We start from the raw sequence: 19,712 nt of genomic DNA on the forward strand, positions 1-19,712 counted from the left end.
ATGATTAATTAATAAAAATCAAACAATTATAAATTTTTACCAAACCATGTAAATTGTTACGCTAGTATCTGACTGAAGCGAACACTACAATTTGCCGCCCAGATGACCGTCGGCCCCGCGCATCAGGGTAGAAAATACGCGAAATCATATCGGAGAATTTATTGTGGAACAGTTTGACGTCGTCATCATCGGCGCCGGCGCGGCGGGATTGTTCTGTGCCGCACAGGCCGGACAACGGGGGCTACGCGTTCTGCTGCTCGACAATGGCAAAAAGCCCGGACGGAAAATCCTGATGTCCGGAGGGGGGCGCTGCAATTTTACCAATCTGTATGCCGAACCTGCCGCCTATCTGTCCCTGAATCCCCATTTCTGCAAGTCCGCTCTGGCGCGATATAGCCAATGGGATTTCATCAGTCTGGTCAATAGCCACCATATCGCCTATCACGAGAAGACCCTCGGCCAGCTATTTTGTGATGATTCAGCCCAACAGATCGTCGATATGTTGGTTAAAGAATGCGAACAGGCTAACGTCACGATCCGTTTACGCAGCGAAGTGGCGGCGGTGGAAAAGGCGGACGACGCATTTACTCTGCAATTAGCCAACGGGACGGCGTTGCGCAGTTCGGCGCTGGTGATTGCCAGCGGCGGCCTGTCCATGCCGGGTCTGGGGGCAACGCCGTTCGGCTATCAAATCGCCCGGCAATTTGGATTGAATGTGTTGCCCACGCGCGCCGCGCTGGTGCCTTTTACGCTGCATAAGCCACTGCTGGAGCATTTACAGACGCTCTCCGGCGTTTCCGTACCGGTGGCGATCGCCGCAGAGAATGGCGTAACGTTCCGTGAAAATATCCTGTTTACCCATCGTGGGCTTTCCGGCCCCGCGGTGCTTCAACTCTCCAGCTATTGGCAGGCCGGCGAATTCGTGACCGTCAATTTTCTGCCGGATCAGGATGTTGCGGCGCTGATTAATGATGAACGGCTGGCGCACCCCAATCAAAGTCTGAAAAACACGCTGGCGCAGTGGCTCCCCAAACGATTGGTCGAGTGTCTGCAAACGCTGGGGCAATTGCCAGACGTCACGTTGAAACAATTGAATAGCGCCCAACAGCGGCAAATCGAGAAAACTATCGGGCAGTGGCAGGTACAACCTAACGGCACCGAAGGTTACCGAACGGCAGAAGTCACCATGGGCGGCGTCGATACCCGCGAGTTATCATCAAAAACCATGGAGGCCAGCAAAGTACCGGGACTGTACTTCATCGGCGAAGTGGTTGACGTAACCGGCTGGCTGGGCGGCTATAATTTCCAGTGGGCCTGGAGCTCGGCCTGGGCCTGCGCGCAAGCGCTTCTTCCCGCAAGCTCGAAACGATAGCCGTCGTTGTTGGTCATGTCCTATCGTCATGACATCGCAAAAAGGGCGTTCATAGAAACGACCTGCTTCGCACCGGGTCACAAATCATCAGTAAAAACAATGCATTTTACTGGCTTTACAGGCTTGCCACCGCTGATGACTCACGTATCCTCATCCAAGGCATTGGATCCGCGAAAAAGGAGATGCGGATGATTTCCGGACATGGCAAGAAGCGTAAAAGCCATTGGCTTCTATTATTGATCGCGGGTGTGTTGCCGCTGCTGCTTGGGCTGCTGTTTACCTTTTTTGAATCTCGCATAATGGTGAGACGAGACCTTGAATCTACCGCACAAATCGTCATGTTTCATGCGGAACACATCGCCGAACAAGCATGGTCGATGGTTGCCGAACTCAATCAGTTGACGGGGCGGCCATGTAGCGCCATCAGCGCCGACCTACAGCACCTTGGTTCGATATTCTCCTACTTTCGCGTGATAGGCGTAACCCGAGGCGGCAAAGTTTACTGTTCGTCGATGCCTCACAACATCCCAACGCCGATGGATATTGCGGTTCAGCACTCTCTATCTGCTTCAACCTCTGAACGATGGAGTCAATCCATCAATAGAGTATTCAACGTAAGAGAGCGGCCAGCGATCGTTTTCGCTCAGTTGCCCCCACGGGGTTATGGATCCTATGTCGTGGTCGATTCCCGGCATCTTACCGATCTGATGCGCGCGGTCGGTCAGGTGCGCAAATATTTGCTGACGTTAACGGTAAACAAGGGGGATCCCATCCAGATTGGTCGGCCAATCCCGCCCCATTCAGGCTTTTTTCCCAACATGGAATTGGTCCTCAAATCAAATCAGTTTCCGATTACCATACGCATAGCCGCCCCGGTGGATGAATCGATAAGAACCTGGAAACAAACGAGTTTTATTTTCCTTCCTCTTACGGCCGTTCTGTCGCTGATTTTCACCGTTATTATATGGCGCAGGCAAAAACGGAAGCACTTTTTCCAGGATAAAATTCGCAAAGGGATGGCTAAAGGTGAATTTTCCGTCTACTACCAGCCGATTTATAACGCCAAGTTGCAAAACTGCACGGGCGTTGAAGCCCTACTGCGCTGGCGGCGCAGCAATGGACAATGGATCAAGCCTGAAGTGTTTATCGCGACCGCCGAAAAAGAAGGCATGATTATTCCCATCACTCGCCACCTGTTTGATCTTGTCGCATCAGATATCGCGAGCTGGGGGGTAAAGCCGGGGTTCCACCTTGGCCTCAATGTGGCGGCGGAACATTTACACCACCCGGATTTCGTTGCGGATGTCCGCGACTTCGCAGCAAGAGTCGCGTCATATCAGTTGAACATTACGCTGGAACTCACGGAACGGACCCTGATCAGCACCGGCGTCGACGTAATACAGCGATTACATCAACTGCGCAAGGATGGATTCCGCATCTCAATTGATGATTTCGGCACCGGTCACTGTTCGCTGTCGTACCTGCAAAATTTTCCGCTGGATTTTCTGAAAATCGACCGGGGGTTTGTCAGCGCCATCTCGTCGCCGGATGAGGAAGCGCCTATCCTTGACGCCATCATTAACCTCAGCCATCGCATGAAACTGGGAATGGTGGCGGAAGGCGTCGAAACCGCCGAACAGCTGGCCTACCTAAAACAACGCGGCGTTATTTTCATTCAAGGATTTCTGTACGCCAAACCCATGAGCAGCGAATCCCTTATCGTCTGGCTTCATTACAACGGCGACAGATCGCTGGAGAGGATGATAAGTAAAGAACATTAGAACATAACCGGCGGGGATCAACGCCTGCCGGTTATGGTTGGCGACGGTAGGAAATCAGAAGCGGTAGCCAACGCCAACGTTGAAACTGTCGGCTCGTACATCAAAGATCTTCGTGCCTTCATAACCAACGTCAATCACCCAGTTTTCGACAGGCGCGACCTGCACGCCAAAACCATAGGCAAAGCTGGTTTTCTTTTCGCTGCCGGATTGACGCATTACGTCGCCTTCTTCCCAGCTCGACTTACCATAGCCAATACCAGCCAGACCATAGACGCTGACAATGTCGTTAAAGCGGTAAGACGGCCCTGCCATCAATGAGTAATATTTAAACTTATAGGTGTCATTGCTGGAATTTGGATAATAATCGGTCTGTTTTGCCCCTAAATAGGTGAAAGAACCGATAATACCGACGGCGGAATCGCCCTGATAATGGTACTTGGCCGTAATACCTTTCAGGTCTTTAAAATCGTCAACCTTCGCTTGCGCATAACCTAATGATACCGTCTGAGTTGCATTCGCAACCGACATTCCCATACCAAAGGCAGTCAAAGCAGAAATCAACAGCGTCGTTTTTTTCATCATTGAGACATCTTCCATGTTTGCATAATCGTGACAATGCAATGTGTAAACTACGTGATAGTTAAACACCGCACCTATTTTGTTCGCGCACAAAATTACATTTAACAAAGATTTTGTAAACAGACTTACATTTCAGTATTAACCGAAATGCAACAGAATTTTTTAACCCATTGATTAATAAAGAAGAGAAAAATGACAATCAGCGCAATCAACTGTTTTTTGAGAAATATCTTATGACTGAAAAGTTCACCATCACGAAATGACGGAGCCGATCACGATTAACGATGATGACATCGGCACATCAGCTATCAGATGTAATAAAAAAGGAACGGAAAACAGAGAGAAAAGCAAAGAAAGGAATTGGTCGGTGAGAGAGGATTCGAACCTCCGACCCCTTCGTCCCGAACGAAGTGCGCTACCAGGCTGCGCCACTCACCGAATGCGGGCGCATATTACTGCTACCCTATTGAAGCGTCAATCCCTTTTTAGAAAAAGCATTATAGCTGTTGGTAAAGTATCCAGTTACCGCTCCCGCCCCTATCCCCATCGTCAAATCCACGCTGAAACGGCCGGATGAAATCTGGAAAACGTGTCAAATACGGAACAAACGAACAAGACTTGAACGATACCACCAGTGACGTTAAGGTACTCGCCTGTTACAACGCCTGGTTTCCCCATGATCACGATTGCACTCATTGACGATCACCTTATCGTTCGTTCCGGTTTTGCCCAATTGCTGGCGCTTGAGCCGGATATGCAGGTGGTCGGCGAATTTGGTTCCGGCCGCGAAGCGCTGGTCGGGCTACCGGGACGCACCGTGCAAGTCTGCATATGCGATATCTCAATGCCGGATATTTCCGGGCTCGAACTCTTAAGCCAGTTGCCGAGTGGAATGGCGGTGGTGATGCTGTCGGTTCACGACAGCCCGGCGCTGATTGAACAAGCGCTAAATGCCGGCGCGCGCGGGTTTCTTTCCAAACGTTGCAGTCCCGATGAACTCATTGCCGCGGTCCGTACCGTGGCAACCGGCGGTTGTTACCTCACGCCGGATGTCGCGCTGAAGCTGGCTTCCTCCAAACAGGATCCGCTGACCCGCCGCGAGCATCAGGTGGCGGAAAAACTCGCGCAGGGGATGGCGGTAAAAGAGATTGCCGCGGAACTGGGGCTGTCGCCCAAAACGGTACACGTTCACCGCGCCAACCTGATGGAAAAGCTCGGTATCAGTAACGATGTGGAACTGGCCCGTCGCATGTTTGATGGTTGGTAATGCGTCCGTTATTTACCCGGCTGATTTCCATTGTCGCCAGCTTTTTTATCTTCTCCGCCGCGTGGTTCTGCCTGTGGGGCATCAGCCTGCATCTGGTGGAACGCCCTGATCTGGCCGTGTTGCTCTTCCCATTCGGCTTACGCCTGGGATTGATGTTGCAATGTCCGCGCAGCTACTGGCCGGTATTGCTCGGCAGCGAATGGCTGCTGCTGGTTTGGCTGTCGCGGGAAGTGGCCCTGCTTCATTTACCCTTATTGATGATCGGAAGCCTGCTGTCGCTGTTGCCCGTCACATTGATCAACCGGCGCCGGAATGACTGGCATAGCCTGTTGCTGCAGGGCGGCGCGCTGATCGCGGCCGCGCTATTACAATCCCTGCCATGGATTGGCGCGGATGAGGATCCGTTTACCGTATTGTTGCTGACGCTGACCGGCGGACTGACGCTGGCGCCCACCTGTCTGGTTATCTGGCACTACCTTACCAGCGCCACCTGGCTGCCGCTTGGCCCGGCGCTGGTTGCACAACCGATCAACTGGCGCGCCCGGCATCTGGTCTGGTATCTCCTGCTGTTTGTGGTCAGCCTGTGGCTACAGTTAGGGCTGCCGAATGAACTGGCGCGCTTTACTCCGTTTTGCCTGGCGCTGCCGATTATCGCCCTCGCCTGGCATTACGGTTGGCAAGGCGCGTTAATCGCGACGTTGATGAATGCCATCGCCCTGATCGCCAGTCAGACATGGCACGATCATCCCGTGGATTTGCTGCTCTCGCTGCTGGCGCAGAGCCTGACGGGATTACTCCTGGGGGCCGGGATTCAGCGCTTAAGAGAGCTTAATCTGTCCTTGCAAAACCAGCTCGCCCGCAACCACCGCTTGGCGGAACGGCTACTGGAAACCGAGGAGAGCGTGCGGCGGGAGGTCGCGCGCGAGTTGCACGACGATATCGGCCAGACGATTACCGCGATTCGTACCCAGGCCGGTATCCTGCAACGCCTGGCGCCGGAAAACGATGGCGTGAAACAGAGCGGCGCGTTGATAGAAACGCTGTCGCTTGGCATCTATGACTCGGTTCGTCGTCTGCTGGGCCGACTGCGTCCGCGCCAGTTAGACGACCTTTCCCTTGAGCAGGCGATGCGCTCGCTGATGCGCGAAATGGAGTTGGAAGCGCGCGGCATCGTAAGCCGCCTTACCTGGCAAATCGATGAAACGCAGCTCAGTGAAAGCCAGCGCGTCACGCTGTTTCGCGTCTGTCAGGAAGGACTGAACAACATCGTTAAACACGCCAATGCCGACACGGTCATGGTGCAATGCTGGAATAAAGACCACCAGCTGCTGCTGATGATTGAAGACGACGGCTGCGGTCTGCCGCCAAATTCGGACCAAACGGGTCTCGGTCTGACCAGCATGCGGGAACGCGTCTCGGCCCTTGGCGGTTCGCTGACGATTTCCTGCACGCGCGGCACGCGCGTCACCGTCAGTCTGCCGCTGCGTAATCAATAAGGATCGTCATGTTTGGTTTTCTGAAAATTCCTCCCGCCATACCGCCGCTGACCGACCGGCAAACGATCGACGATACGTACCGCTACTGGCGGCGACATATCCTTATCTCCATCTATCTGGGCTATGCGCTGTTTTACTTCACGCGTAAAAGTTTCAACGCGGCGATGCCGGATATTCTGGCTAACGACATTCTGACACGCAGCGATATCGGTCTGCTCGCCACGCTGTTTTACGTCACCTATGGGCTATCGAAATTCTTTTCCGGTATCGTCAGCGACCAGTCCAACGCCCGCTACTTCATGGGAGCGGGCCTGATGGCCAGCGGAGTAATAAACATCCTATTTGGCTTTTCATCATCGCTGTGGGTATTCGCCCTGCTGTGGGTCGCTAATGCGTTCTTTCAGGGATGGGGATCGCCGGTATGCGCGCGCTTACTCACTACCTGGTACTCACGTACCGAACGCGGCGGCTGGTGGGCGCTATGGAATACGGCGCATAACGTGGGCGGCGCGCTGATTCCCATGATCGTGGGGGCGGCGGCGCTGCACTACGGCTGGCGCACCGGGCTGATTATCGCCGGGACATTGGCTATATTGACCGGCCTGTTTTTGTGCTGGCGATTGCGCGATCGTCCGCAAGCCCTTGGGCTGCCAAGCGTGGGCGAATGGCGGCAAGACGCGCTGGAAATGTCGCAACAGCACGAAGGAATGGGATTGTCACACCGGGAAATCCTCCATAAGTACGTGCTCACCAACCCTTATATCTGGCTGCTGGCATTTTGCTATGTGTTGGTTTACGTGGTGCGGGCGGCCATCAACGACTGGGGGAATCTGTATATGTCGGAGACGCTCGGCGTGGATCTGGTTACGGCCAATTCGGCGGTAACCATGTTTGAATTGGGCGGATTTGTTGGCGCGCTGGTCGCAGGCTGGGGCTCGGACAAACTGTTCAACGGTAACCGTGGGCCGATGAACCTGATTTTCGCCGCCGGTATCCTGCTGTCTGTCGGATCGCTGTGGCTCATGCCGTTTGCCAGCTATGTCATGCAGGCGGCCTGTTTCTTTACCACGGGATTTTTTGTTTTTGGCCCGCAGATGTTGATAGGCATGGCGGCGGCGGAGTGCTCGCACAAAGACGCGGCGGGGGCCGCGACCGGCTTCGTCGGCCTATTCGCCTATCTGGGCGCTTCGCTTTCCGGCTGGCCGCTGGCGCAAATTATGGATATCTGGCACTGGACCGGTTTCTTTGCGATTATTGCGGTGGCGGCGGGCGTTTCCGCATTACTGTTACTGCCGTTTTTAAATGCCCAGGCTCCGCGCGGCCAGGAAAAAACGCCGTCAGAAGCGTGACCCACCTCACTCTTTTCCACACAAAAGGCCAAAACCGAGAAAATTTCCTAGTTTTGACTGGATGATGTCTTAAGCCAGCGCCGGCCCCGGTTTCTTACAATGCAGCCAATTTCCAGCGTTTGCATTGTAAGAGGAGACAACCATGCTGGCCTTTCTTAATCAGGTGCGCAAGCCGACCCTGAACCTACCGCTCGAAGAGCGGCGCAAAATGTGGTTCAAACCCTTTATGCAGTCTTATCTGGTGGTCTTTATCGGCTACCTGACGATGTACCTGATCCGCAAGAACTTTAACATCGCCCAGAATGATATGATCTCCACCTACGGCTTGAGTATGACTCAATTGGGGATGATCGGCCTGGGATTCTCCATCACCTACGGCGTGGGGAAAACGCTGGTCTCCTACTACGCGGACGGTAAAAATACCAAGCAGTTCCTGCCGTTTATGCTGATTCTCTCCGCCATCTGTATGCTGGGCTTCAGCGCCAGCATGGGATCCGGCTCCGTCAGCCTGTTTCTGATGATTGCCTTCTACGCGTTGAGCGGATTCTTCCAGAGCACCGGCGGATCGTGCAGCTATTCCACCATCACCAAATGGACGCCGCGCCGTAAGCGCGGAACCTATCTCGGCATGTGGAACATCTCTCATAACCTGGGCGGCGCCGGCGCGGCGGGCGTGGCGTTGTTCGGCGCGAACTATCTGTTCAACGGCCACGTGATCGGCATGTTCATCGTCCCCTCCGTTATCGCGCTGATTATCGGCTTTATTGGTCTGCGCTATGGCAGCGACTCCCCGGAGGCTTACGGTCTGGGCAAAGCGGAAGAGCTGTTTGGCGAAGAGCTCAGCGATGAAGACAAAGAAGCGGAAGACGGTTCGATGACGAAATGGCAGATCTTCGTCGAATACGTACTGAAAAACAAAGTTATCTGGCTGCTGTGTTTCTCCAACGTCTTCCTTTATGTGGTGCGTATTGGTATCGACCAATGGTCCACAGTCTATGCCTATCAAGAACTGAAGATGTCAAAAGAAGTGGCGATTCAGGGCTTTACCCTGTTTGAAGCCGGCGCGCTGGTGGGCACGCTGCTGTGGGGCTATCTCTCCGACCTTGCCAACGGCCGCCGCGCTCTGGTCGCCTGTATCGCACTGGCGCTGATCATTGCAACGCTGGGCATCTACCAGCACGCCAGCAATCCGTACATTTACCTCTCCTCGTTGTTTGCGCTCGGCTTCCTGGTCTTTGGTCCGCAACTGCTGATTGGCGTCGCCGCCGTGGGCTTTGTGCCGAAAAAAGCCATCAGCGCCGCCGACGGCATTAAAGGCACGTTTGCGTATCTGATTGGCGATAGCTTCGCAAAACTGGGGCTGGGAATGATTGCCGACGGTACGCCGATCTTCGGTCTGACCGGTTGGGCGGGAACGTTCGCCGCGCTGGATACGGCCGCCATCGCCTGTATCTGTCTGATGGCGATGGTGGCGGTAATGGAAGAACGTAAAATTCGCCGCGAGAAACGCGCGCGTCAACTGAAAACGGCATAACGCGTTGATTCTCGTCATTCCCGCGCAGGCGGGAATCAGCCAATGGCTATTCACGGTTTCAGCAGGAGATCCCCGTTAGCTTCCCTTGTTGCACCAGTTATTTTTAGGATTGATGCCGCCATTCGGCGAGGTATAACCAAGGCATCCCAATATCGAGTCAAACAGCTCTTCGTGACGGTGAGTGTTGCCAATCCGCTGTTGAGCCTTTAGCCGATCGAAAGCATTCAGGTTATTGGCATCTGCCAGAAATTTATCCGATGCCCATACCATCATCGGTGAGCGGAACTGTTCCGGCGGCGCCATTTCCCGTGGCGTACCGTGCAGATGAGAGTTTTCATCAATGGACTCGCCGTGATCGGAGGCGTAAAACACCAGAGCCTTTTTATCCCGCACCTGATTGATAACGTTGTCAATAAAGCTGTCGGTATACAATACGCTGTTATCAAATGCGTTAATCAGCTGTTCGCGGGAACAAGAGGCGTCTACCCCCATACATTCCGGCTGATAACGCGCATAACTGCGCGGATAACGCATCGAATAGAGATAGTGAGACCCTTTGGTATGCAGCACAATCAAGTGCTTGCCTTTAGGATAGCGCGCCAGGGAATCTTTCACTTCATCCACCAGCAGCATGTCATCCACAGATTTACCATCGTTCTCTTTTTCCGATGCGATCATTTCACGGAAAGAATAGTTATCCGCTTCAATGCTGTTATAAAACCAAACCTCGCTCTGCATCGCGAACAGCTCGGACGTGAACCCCAATTCCTTCAATACCGCAAAGATATTTTGTTCCTTCAGCGTCCGCTGCGGGTTATCTGCCGTTCCGCCTTCCCGTACAAACATGCAACGCAAGGAAAGTTTGGTCGAGGTATCGCAGGACTGTCCGCGGAAAGCCACCAGATTTTTTTCTTTCGACAGTTTCGGCGTGGTATCGCGCTCATACCCCAGCAGACCCATGTGATCCCAACGGGTGGTTTCGCCAATGATGAAAACCACATAAGTATCATCAATCCCTTTTGGCGGGATGTAGGTAAATTGTTTGCCGGGATCGAACAGATTCTCCTCGTCCTGATTTTCATCATATTTGGTGTAAGCGAACAGCCCCAGCGCCGACAGCCAGTTTGACGGCAGATAAGAGTGAGCGACCACTCCGCCATAGCTAGGCAGGTCTACGTTAGAAGACTTTTCAGAGATCGACTGGCTTTCCGCCATATAGCGGATCGGAAACCAGACCAGGGCAACCACCGCCAATAACACCAGAATCGGCGACAGACGTTTACCCGGCGATTTCAACTGCTCAAGCAACGTATAACGTAACGAACTCTTCCATATCAGCAGCAAAGGTAATGCGCTCACCCCCACCATCCATAGGATAAAACGGAACCCTATCACTTCTTTAGAAAGATCGATGTCGGTTGTCATGACGGCGGCAATAATGCCGTAACCGATAACGACATTAAAAAATGTCATGTAATAACTGGCGGCGACAGAAAAAAGTACCAGCAGTGACGCGGCAATACGATAAAAATAGCGCCCTCCCAGAGAGATAATGCGCATAAGAAAAAAGGTAAAAAATACGCAGGCCGCCAGCTCAACGATCACAGGGATAAACTTTGGTATCTGTGTGCTCGCCAGTAATGAGACAGAATCAAAACGTCGATGAAAAACGGAAAGATTAAGGAAAAAGCCGATATATATTGCCAGTACGAACGATAACTTGGTTTGTGAAAAAGAGGGGCTACACTTCATTGCGACAGATGCTCCGACAAATCTTTATTTATTATCTGAAGCTATAGGACAACAACGTAATGCCAGAGTTCAGGCTTGGAAAACAAGTCGCCATTTTTGTAAAATTAAGTAATTGAGACATAAATCCGTCAAAGCATCCTTAAACATCGTCAGCCGCATATTCAGAGAAAACAAAATGATATATTCATGTTTTAAATCATATAATAAAAAACAAAAAAAAGAGCAAAACCGCGGCGTCTTGTTTTTACAAGGTTAATTAAGCCACAGCTTTTTTATGGCTATATAGCGTTATTCCACCAACGAGCCAAACGATGAAATGTATTCCCCTTTAAACCCAGGATGGGCCGAGTAATAAAGCCAGCGTACGGGCAACTTGAAGTATGACGGGTACACCTTGGTTATGGCTGGCTTGCATCGTATTAACGGTCTAAGGATTCCCTGAAAATTACGTTTTGATCCCTTCCCGGCTTATCCTGGCAATAAAATCCACAACGATCGGATGGTGTAAAAAAGCCATAATCTCCTCAGCCAGTCTGGCGCCAATCCCCGGAAACTGTCGCCACTGCGACAATGTACGTTGTTGTAACTGCAGCCAGCTCATATTTTCCAGCGCGCTGCCGGCTGAACGAGGTAAGGGAAGCCCCAACGCCAGTAACCAACGCGCCAGAGGCTGCCGGCGAGCCTGTTGCAAACTCTCATAAACGTTATCGGCCTGTTTATTACCCATACCCCTGACCTCCCCTATCTGTTCTCTGGTCAGCGTCAACCATGAGATGACGTCGCTCAGCGCGCCATGCTGTATCAGACGCCGCCACATCCCCTCGCCGATACCGTTAAGATTCAGCCCGTGCTCCCCGCTTAGCCAAGTTAAGCGCGAGAGCATCTGCTGCCGACAGGGGATGCTGTACTGAAAACAGCTCAGGTTATGAAAATCCCCCTCATTCGGCGGAGTTATCGGTGAGCGCTCAGCCGTCCGCCAGACCACCTTCTCCAACCGTGGGATCCCCAGCCCGGCCAGACTGATGCTAACCTGATCGCCGGGCAGAACGTCCCACTGCTTCCAGCGCGATAGCGAGCCGACGTTAACCCGGCGCACAGACTTGTCATCCAGCCGCAATGGATTGAGATTCAAGACAACATTTATCTTGCCGGTGCGGCCGATAGAAAAATCAACGCCGTTGACCTCCGCCACCTGCTGAACCAGCGGATATTTCCAGGCGATTGCCCAGTCGGCGGGCGTATCCCGCCAGTAGCGACCTTGAGGTTCCTTGTCCTGACGAATCACCACACCGTCGGTAACGAAAGGCAGGGGACTACGATACCAGCGTTCCCGCCAACGCTCGGCATCTTCCAGCGAGGAAATGCGCTGCGTATAGTCAGCCGTCAAGGCAAATCCCATTACCCGTAATGCATTAAGGCGCTCAGACAGCGTGGCCGGGCCATCGGGCCATGCCCAGATAAAGATACCGATACGCGGCAAAACGGATGAAGCCGCATGGCGACGCATTTCCCCGGCAACCACTGCGCGGGCATTGATTCCGCCTTGCTGCTTTTGCCGATGATTGTCCACTTTAAGGAATAACTCCCCTTGTAACACCAATGCTGAAGGCGCATCCGTCAACTGTTTGGGAATATCCGGAATGGCAAGCGCCTTCTCCGTCCAGTTTTCGCCCTGTAACCCGTTGCCCCGGCTTATTGCCGATACCAGCCGCCCCTGTTGATACACCAGCGTTACCGCGACGCCGTCAATTTTGGGCTGGATCCATAAATCGTTATGCTGTGTTATCCATTGCGACAGCCGCCCTCGTTCAGATAGTTTTTTTAAACCCGTATGCGCAACGGGATGATTTTCTTTACCGTTGCTCGGCAACCGGATGGCGAAATCCGCCTTATCCGGTTGGAAGCAGCGCCGCCAGTGGTTTAATCGGCTCCTAAGCTGATCGTAAACCTCGTCATCCACCAGACTGATGCCCGCTTTATAGTAAGTGTCATCCCACAACGTCAGCTGCTGATGCAGCATCGCCATCTCTTTTTGGGCCCGCTCAGCCGGCCACGCCGGGCAAGAGGAGAGAGCGATGCACGGCCAAGCGGCCAACCCCGCCAGGGCCATGATGACAAACCGTCTGAACCAGCAATTCATGTAACCTTCCCCCCATCAATACGAACTGCATGCAGTACAACGCAGTCACCGGCATAAAACGAGGGAGAAAAGCGGGGAACGCAAAACGCTTCGCAAAGTTTTTTGTCGTTTGCAAACAGTATGAAAAATAACGGGAATCCGCCGTGCAGCACACGCGGAAAGGCTTGGCAAAAGGCATTTATAATGGCATAACGGTAAAACATTCCGCGATGATATTTATCGCAACGCGACTGATGGTGTATCGCCGTGTATAATGTGAGGGAATGCACACTCTGCTGCATCCATACCCATGATCAATCGTAATTAATAAAACTTCAATTATGGCTCAAGGCACGTTATATATCGTTTCCGCTCCCAGTGGGGCAGGAAAATCCAGTTTGATCCAGGCGCTATTGAAAACGCAGCCGCTTTACGACACCCAGGTATCGATTTCTCATACCACGCGAGCCAAACGGCCGGGAGAAAGTCACGGCGAACATTATTTCTTTGTCTCGACTGATGAATTTAAACGCATGATCCAGGAAAATGAATTTCTGGAGTATGCTGAAGTTTTCGGTAATTACTACGGTACGTCCCGTACTGCGATTGAACAGGTATTGGCAACGGGCGTGGATGTCTTTCTGGATATTGACTGGCAAGGCGCCCAGCAGATTCGTACCCAAATGCCGCTGGCGCGCAGCATTTTCATTTTGCCGCCGTCGAAAGAAGAGCTGGAACGCCGCCTGCGCGGCCGGGGTCAGGACAATGAAGACGTCATCGCGCGTCGTATGGCTCAGGCCGTCGCTGAAATGACGCATTATGCCGAATATGATTATTTGATTGTGAATGATGATTTCGATTTGGCATTGCTCGATTTAAAAACCATTATCCGCGCCGAACGTCTGCGTTTAAGCAGGCAAAAAGTCCGGCATGACGCATTAATCACCAAACTATTGGCAGACTGACGGCTCTTTCAGTATGATGCCCAGTCCTTTTATATCCCTGTGGAGTAGCACATTATGGCACGCGTAACTGTTCAAGACGCTGTAGAGAAAATTGGTAATCGTTTTGACCTGGTGTTGGTCGCTGCTCGTCGCGCCCGCCAAATCCAAACGGGCGGCAAAGAGCCGCTGGTTGCGGAAGAAAACGACAAATACACGGTTATCGCACTGCGCGAGATCGAAGAAGGTCTGATCAACGCCCAAATCCTGGACGTTCGTGACCGTCAGGAGCAGCAAGAGCAGGAAGCCGCGGAAATTCAAGCGGTCACCGCAATTGCTGAAGGCCGCCGTTAATTAGACTACGAGTCTCCCTTGTACCTTTTTGAAAGCCTGAATCAACTGATTAAGCGTTATCTGCCCGAAGAGCAGATTAAACGCTTACAGCAAGCTTATGTCGTCGCGCGTGATGCTCACGAGGGGCAAACACGCTCCAGCGGCGAACCCTATATCACGCACCCAGTCGCCGTGGCCAGTATTCTGGCTGAGATGCGTCTCGACTATGAGACGCTGATGGCCGCCTTGCTGCACGACGTGATAGAGGATACGCCCACCACCTATCAGGATATAGAACAGCTCTTCGGCAAGAGCGTCGCCGAGCTGGTGGAAGGCGTCTCCAAACTGGATAAGCTGAAATTTCGCGATAAGAAAGAAGCGCAGGCTGAAAACTTTCGCAAAATGATTATGGCGATGGTACAGGATATCCGCGTCATCCTGATCAAACTGGCCGACCGTACCCACAATATGCGCACGCTGGGCGCGCTTCGCCCGGACAAACGCCGCCGCATCGCCCGCGAAACATTGGAAATATACAGTCCGCTGGCGCATCGGCTGGGTATTCATAATCTGAAAACCGAGCTTGAAGAGCTGGGTTTTGAAGCGCTCTATCCTAACCGTTACCGCGTAATCAAAGAGGTGGTCAAAGCCGCTCGCGGCAACCGGAAGGAGATGATCCAGAAAATCCTTTCCGAGATTGAAGGCCGTTTAACCGAAGCCGGCATCGCCTGCCGCGTAAGCGGCCGCGAAAAGCATCTGTACTCCATCTACTGCAAGATGCATCTGAAAGAGCAACGTTTCCATTCCATTATGGACATTTACGCTTTCCGGGTGATCGTTAAAGAGGTCGATACCTGCTATCGCGTGTTAGGCCAGGTTCATAGCCTGTATAAGCCGCGCCCCGGCCGGGTAAAGGACTATATCGCCATTCCCAAGGCCAACGGCTATCAGTCGCTGCATACCTCGCTGATTGGCCCGCACGGCGTTCCGGTGGAAGTGCAGGTGCGCACCGAAGATATGGATCAGATGGCGGAAATGGGCGTGGCCGCGCACTGGGCGTACAAAGAGGGCGAAAGCAGCACTACGGCCCAGGTTCGCGCGCAGCGCTGGATGCAGAGCCTGCTGGAGTTGCAGCAGAGTGCGGGCAGTTCGTTTGAGTTTATTGAGAGCGTTAAGTCCGACCTCTTTCCGGACGAAATATATGTGTTCACGCCGGAAGGCCGGATTGTGGAATTGCCCGCCGGCGCCACGCCGGTCGATTTCGCCTATGCCGTGCATACCGACATCGGCCATGCCTGCGTCGGCGCCCGCGTCGATCGCCAGCCCTATCCGCTGTCGCAGTCGTTGAGCAGCGGTCAAACCGTTGAAATTATCACCGCCCCCGGCGCCAGGCCCAACGCCGCATGGCTGAACTTTGTCGTCAGCTCCAGAGCCCGCGCCAAAATTCGCCAGATGCTGAAAAATCTCAAACGTGATGACTCCGTCAGTCTGGGCCGGCGTTTGCTTAGCCACGCCTTGGGCAGCGGCCGTAAACTTTCAGACATCCCGCAAAAGAATATTCAGATTGAACTGGATAGGATGAAACTCGCTACGCTGGACGATCTGATGGCGGAGATCGGATTGGGCAATGCCATGAGCGTGGTGGTGGCGAAAAACCTGCTGAATGAACCGTCTCAGTTGAATAACGCCGGACCGCACAAATTGCCGATTAAAGGCGCGGACGGCGTGATGATCTCATTCGCCAAATGTTGCCGCCCGATTCCCGGCGATCCGATTATCGCGCATGTCAGCCCCGGTAAGGGACTGGTTATCCACCATGAATCCTGCCGCAATATTCGCGGTTACCAGAAAGAGCCGGAGAAGTTTATGGCTGTGGAATGGGACAAGGTGACCGAGCAGGAGTTTATTGCCGAGATCAAGGTGGATATGTTCAACCACCAGGGCGCATTGGCAAATTTGGCGTCCGCGATCAATGCCGCCAATTCAAACATCCAGAGCATCAATACGGAAGAAAGAGACGGCCGCGTATACAGCGCGTTTATCCGCCTCACGACGCTCGACCGCGTTCATCTGGCGAATATTATGCGTAAGCTGCGCGTAATGCCGGATGTAATAAAAGTTAACCGTAACCGAAATTAAACGTTATGACTCCTCAACGCTATGCGCGCATAAGAGAGATGCTGACCTGCCGTCAGCCCGACCTGACTATTTGCATGGAGCAGGTGCATAAGCCACATAATGTTTCCGCGGTTATTCGCACGGCCGATGCGGTGGGCGTCCATCAGATTCACGCCATATGGCCCACCAAAAAGATGAGAACGCTGGTTTCCTCCGCGGCCGGCAGCAATAGCTGGGTACAGGTTAAGACTCACCGCACCATCAACGCCGCGGTCAGCCAGTTGAAAATGGCGGGCATGCAGATTCTGGCGACCCATCTTTCCGAACAGGCCGTCGATTTTCGCGAAATCGATTACACTCGGCCGACCTGTATTCTGCTCGGTCAGGAAAAGACCGGTATTAGCGTGGAAGCGCTGAAACTGGCCGATCGGGATATCATCATCCCGATGACGGGCATGGTGCAGTCGCTGAATGTCTCCGTGGCTTCAGCATTAATTTTGTATGAAGCGCAGCGCCAACGCCAGTTGGCGGGGATGTATCTGCGCGAAAATAGCCCGCTGGATGAAGAAGATCAGCAGCGACTGCTGTTTGAAGGCGGATACCCGGTACTGGCGCGCGTCGCCAAACGTAAAGGCCTGCCTCGCCCTTATATCGATAACAACGGTCAAATCGTGGCGGATACGTCCTGGTGGGCATCAATGCAATCCTCGGAGTGCTGATGAAAGGCCGTCTGCTGAATACCCAACCGTTGAGCACGCTTGCCGGTGTGGGTGCCAGTCAGGCCGCCAAACTTGCCCGTATCGGGCTGGAAACCGTACAGGATTTATTGTTTCATCTGCCGTTACGTTACGAAGATCGCACCCGCCTCTACCCAATCGGCGATCTTCTTCCCGGCATGTATGCCACGGTAGAAGGTGAGATTCTGCGCAACGATATTACTTTTGGCCGCCGCCGCATGCTGACCTGCCAGATTAGCGACGGCAGCGGCATACTGACCATGCGCTTTTTTAATTTTAACGCGGCTATGAAGAACAGCATGGCGCCGGGTCAGCGAGTCACGGCCTACGGCGAAATCAAGCGGGGTAAAATCGGCGCGGAAATTATCCACCCGGAATATCGTCTGCAAGGCGATAACGCTCAGATTGAATTACAGGAATCTCTAACGCCGGTGTATCCCACCACCGAAGGCGTTCGCCAGGCAACGCTGCGCAAACTTACCGATCAGGCTTTGGCGCTGCTGGATGCCAACCCCATCGATGAACTACTGCCGGAAGAGCTAAGCCGCTCACTGATCAGCCTGCCCGAAGCCCTGCACATCCTGCATCGTCCGCCACCGGATGTGCAACTCGATGAATTGGAGCTGGGTAAACACCCGGCACAGCAGCGGCTGATCATGGAGGAGTTGCTGGCGCACAATTTAAGCATGCTGGCCGTGCGTGCCGGGGCGCAGAGCTATCGCGCGTTACCGTTGCCAGCAAACGACTCGCTGCAACAGCGCCTGCTTGCAACACTGCCTTTCTCGCCGACGCAGGCACAGGTTCGGGTTGTCGATGAGATTGACGCCGATCTGGCGAAAAATATTCCCATGATGCGATTAGTGCAGGGTGATGTCGGCTCGGGGAAAACGCTGGTTGCCGCACTGGCGGCCCTGCGCGCGATTGCGAACGGCAAACAGGTCGCGTTGATGGCGCCGACAGAGTTGCTGGCAGAGCAGCATGCCCATAATTTTCGCCAGTGGTTTGAACCCTTGGGGATTAAAGTGGGCTGGTTGGCCGGCAAACAGAAAGGGAAGGCCCGCCAGGCCCAGCAGGACGCCATCGCCGGCGGCCAGGTATCCATGGTCGTCGGCACCCACGCCATCTTTCAGCAACAGGTTAAGTTCAATGGTTTGGCGCTGGTGATCATTGATGAACAGCACCGTTTTGGCGTGCATCAGCGTCTGGCGCTGTGGGAAAAAGGCGAAGAGCAGGGTTTCCATCCTCATCAGTTGATTATGACCGCCACGCCAATCCCCCGCACGCTGGCGATGACCGCGTATGCCGATCTGGATACCTCGGTTATCGATGAATTACCGCCGGGAAGAACGCCGGTCACCACCGTCGCCATACCGGACTCGCGCCGTAACGATGTCATCCAACGGGTTAACAACGCCTGTCGGCAAGAGGGACGTCAGGCCTATTGGGTTTGTACGCTGATTGAAGAATCCGAGCTACTGGAAGCCCAGGCAGCCGAAGCGACCAGTCAGGAGCTGAAGGCGGCATTGCCGGACATCAGCGTCGGCTTGGTTCACGGACGAATGAAAACGCAGGAAAAACAATCCATTATGGAAGCCTTTAAACAAGGCGATCTCCAACTGTTGGTGGCGACAACAGTGATTGAAGTCGGGGTTGACGTACCGAATGCCAGCCTGATGATTATCGAAAACCCGGAGCGGTTGGGGCTGGCGCAACTTCACCAGTTGCGCGGGCGCGTTGGCAGAGGCGCCGTTGCTTCCCACTGTGTGCTGCTTTATAAAACGCCGTTAAGCAAAACCGCGCAAAAACGGCTTCAGGTGCTACGCGACAGCAATGACGGCTTTGTTATCGCGCAGCGCGATTTGGAAATTCGCGGGCCAGGCGAATTATTAGGTACGCGCCAGACCGGTAATGCCGAATTCAAAGTGGCTGATTTACTTCGCGATCAGGCCTTGATCCCGCAGGTACAGCGCGTTGCCCGCCATCTTCACCAACGCTATCCGCAACACGCCCGCGCCTTGATCGAACGCTGGTTGCCGGAACGCGCCCGCTATACCAATGCCTGACGACGCCCCGTCGCGCACATAGGCCATTCAATATCCCTCTATACCCAATAGATTTCGAGTTGCATCAAGGCGGCGACCGAATGAATCCCGATGAGCTTACTCAGGTAAGTGATTCGGGTGAGCAAGGGAAGCCAACGCCGATGCAGCTTGAAAGATGAAGGGTATAAATAATAAGGGGTTATCAGCCAAACATATTTCATATTGGAAACACCGTTCCGCAAACGTTTGCTTTTATAAGGGAGCGCATTAAAATGCCCTCTTTGTCGTTTTG

The 19,712-nt window shown here is 53.4% G+C and carries 14 protein-coding genes and 1 tRNA gene; 11 read left to right on the forward strand and 4 right to left on the reverse strand.

The annotated features are described in order from the left end of the window. Window positions 1–163: 163 nt before the first annotated feature. Together ACN28R_RS18380 and ACN28R_RS18385 are read left to right on the forward strand one after the other, a co-directional pair. The gene (locus ACN28R_RS18380; protein WP_095835156.1) at window positions 164–1,372 is read left to right on the forward strand and encodes a BaiN/RdsA family NAD(P)/FAD-dependent oxidoreductase; all 1,209 of its coding nucleotides are present in this window, start codon (window positions 164–166) and stop codon (window positions 1,370–1,372) included. 188 nt (window positions 1,373–1,560) lie between these two features. Continuing rightward, a complete protein-coding gene (locus tag ACN28R_RS18385) occupies window positions 1,561–3,153 on the forward strand; it encodes an EAL domain-containing protein (protein ID WP_095835157.1) in 1,593 nt (530 codons plus the stop codon). A 54-nt stretch (window positions 3,154–3,207) separates the two neighbouring features. Here the strand turns inward: ACN28R_RS18385 and ACN28R_RS18390 are convergent, their stop codons facing one another. Beyond that, the gene (locus ACN28R_RS18390) at window positions 3,208–3,735 is read right to left on the reverse strand and encodes an Ail/Lom family outer membrane beta-barrel protein (RefSeq protein WP_236840153.1); all 528 of its coding nucleotides are present in this window, start codon (window positions 3,733–3,735) and stop codon (window positions 3,208–3,210) included. Between the two features lie 358 nt (window positions 3,736–4,093). Further along, window positions 4,094–4,170 (reverse strand) — tRNA-Pro (locus ACN28R_RS18395). 238 nt (window positions 4,171–4,408) lie between these two features. Between ACN28R_RS18395 and uhpA the strand changes: the two genes are divergently transcribed. From uhpA to uhpT, 4 genes are all read left to right on the forward strand, one after another. Further along, window positions 4,409–4,999 (forward strand): transcriptional regulator UhpA, encoded by a 591-nt coding sequence (gene uhpA / locus ACN28R_RS18400; RefSeq protein WP_048636737.1) that lies wholly within the window; start codon window positions 4,409–4,411, stop codon window positions 4,997–4,999. Then, window positions 4,999–6,495 carry a signal transduction histidine-protein kinase/phosphatase UhpB gene (gene uhpB / locus ACN28R_RS18405; RefSeq protein ID WP_095835158.1) on the forward strand — a complete coding sequence of 499 codons (1,497 nt, stop codon included), beginning with the start codon at window positions 4,999–5,001 and terminating at the stop codon, window positions 6,493–6,495. Before uhpA ends, uhpB begins: the two co-directional genes overlap by 1 nt. An 8-nt stretch (window positions 6,496–6,503) precedes the next feature. Beyond that, window positions 6,504–7,844 (forward strand): MFS transporter, encoded by a 1,341-nt coding sequence (gene uhpC, locus ACN28R_RS18410; RefSeq protein ID WP_048636739.1) that lies wholly within the window; start codon window positions 6,504–6,506, stop codon window positions 7,842–7,844. Between the two features lie 142 nt (window positions 7,845–7,986). Then, window positions 7,987–9,378, forward strand: a complete 1,392-nt coding sequence (gene uhpT / locus ACN28R_RS18415; protein WP_048636740.1) for a hexose-6-phosphate:phosphate antiporter — start codon at window positions 7,987–7,989, stop codon at window positions 9,376–9,378. Window positions 9,379–9,453: 75 nt separating this feature from the next. Here the strand turns inward: uhpT and eptB are convergent, their stop codons facing one another. Further along, the gene (gene eptB, locus ACN28R_RS18420) at window positions 9,454–11,130 is read right to left on the reverse strand and encodes a kdo(2)-lipid A phosphoethanolamine 7''-transferase (protein WP_048636742.1); all 1,677 of its coding nucleotides are present in this window, start codon (window positions 11,128–11,130) and stop codon (window positions 9,454–9,456) included. A 445-nt stretch (window positions 11,131–11,575) separates the two neighbouring features. Beyond that, complete coding sequence (gene ligB, locus ACN28R_RS18425) at window positions 11,576–13,270, reverse strand: NAD-dependent DNA ligase LigB (RefSeq protein WP_095835159.1); 1,695 nt, start codon at window positions 13,268–13,270, stop codon at window positions 11,576–11,578. Between the two features lie 320 nt (window positions 13,271–13,590). On the opposite strand from ligB, the gene gmk reads away from it, so the two are divergent. The 5 genes from gmk to recG are packed head-to-tail and all read left to right on the forward strand — an operon-like array spanning window position 13,591 to window position 19,441. Next, window positions 13,591–14,214, forward strand: coding sequence for a guanylate kinase (gmk, locus tag ACN28R_RS18430; RefSeq protein ID WP_048636743.1), 624 nt, complete (start codon window positions 13,591–13,593; stop codon window positions 14,212–14,214). 54 nt (window positions 14,215–14,268) lie between these two features. Then, a complete protein-coding gene (gene rpoZ / locus ACN28R_RS18435; protein ID WP_048636744.1) occupies window positions 14,269–14,544 on the forward strand; it encodes a DNA-directed RNA polymerase subunit omega in 276 nt (91 codons plus the stop codon). An 18-nt stretch (window positions 14,545–14,562) separates the two neighbouring features. Continuing rightward, on the forward strand, window positions 14,563–16,662 hold the full coding sequence (gene spoT / locus ACN28R_RS18440) for a bifunctional GTP diphosphokinase/guanosine-3',5'-bis pyrophosphate 3'-pyrophosphohydrolase (RefSeq protein ID WP_095835161.1): 2,100 nt from the start codon (window positions 14,563–14,565) through the stop codon (window positions 16,660–16,662). A 5-nt stretch (window positions 16,663–16,667) separates the two neighbouring features. After that, a complete protein-coding gene (trmH, locus tag ACN28R_RS18445) occupies window positions 16,668–17,360 on the forward strand; it encodes a tRNA (guanosine(18)-2'-O)-methyltransferase TrmH (protein ID WP_095835162.1) in 693 nt (230 codons plus the stop codon). After that, window positions 17,360–19,441, forward strand: coding sequence for an ATP-dependent DNA helicase RecG (recG, locus tag ACN28R_RS18450; protein WP_095835163.1), 2,082 nt, complete (start codon window positions 17,360–17,362; stop codon window positions 19,439–19,441). Before trmH ends, recG begins: the two co-directional genes overlap by 1 nt. Window positions 19,442–19,712 lie beyond the last annotated feature (271 nt).

The sequence above is a fragment of the Brenneria goodwinii genome, from assembly GCF_002291445.1.
Taxonomy (GTDB): domain Bacteria; phylum Pseudomonadota; class Gammaproteobacteria; order Enterobacterales; family Enterobacteriaceae; genus Brenneria; species Brenneria goodwinii.

Coding starts and splice junctions, on each gene's coding strand:
- ACN28R_RS18385 (WP_095835157.1), top strand. CDS start 1,561: ATGATTTCCGGACATGGCAAGAAGCGTAAAAGCCATTGGCTTCTATTA.
- ACN28R_RS18390 (WP_236840153.1), bottom strand. CDS start 3,735: ATGATGAAAAAAACGACGCTGTTGATTTCTGCTTTGACTGCCTTTGGT.
- uhpA (WP_048636737.1), top strand. CDS start 4,409: ATGATCACGATTGCACTCATTGACGATCACCTTATCGTTCGTTCCGGT.
- uhpB (WP_095835158.1), top strand. CDS start 4,999: ATGCGTCCGTTATTTACCCGGCTGATTTCCATTGTCGCCAGCTTTTTT.
- uhpC (WP_048636739.1), top strand. CDS start 6,504: ATGTTTGGTTTTCTGAAAATTCCTCCCGCCATACCGCCGCTGACCGAC.
- uhpT (WP_048636740.1), top strand. CDS start 7,987: ATGCTGGCCTTTCTTAATCAGGTGCGCAAGCCGACCCTGAACCTACCG.
- eptB (WP_048636742.1), bottom strand. CDS start 11,130: ATGAAGTGTAGCCCCTCTTTTTCACAAACCAAGTTATCGTTCGTACTG.
- ligB (WP_095835159.1), bottom strand. CDS start 13,270: ATGAATTGCTGGTTCAGACGGTTTGTCATCATGGCCCTGGCGGGGTTG.
- gmk (WP_048636743.1), top strand. CDS start 13,591: ATGGCTCAAGGCACGTTATATATCGTTTCCGCTCCCAGTGGGGCAGGA.
- rpoZ (WP_048636744.1), top strand. CDS start 14,269: ATGGCACGCGTAACTGTTCAAGACGCTGTAGAGAAAATTGGTAATCGT.
- trmH (WP_095835162.1), top strand. CDS start 16,668: ATGACTCCTCAACGCTATGCGCGCATAAGAGAGATGCTGACCTGCCGT.
- recG (WP_095835163.1), top strand. CDS start 17,360: ATGAAAGGCCGTCTGCTGAATACCCAACCGTTGAGCACGCTTGCCGGT.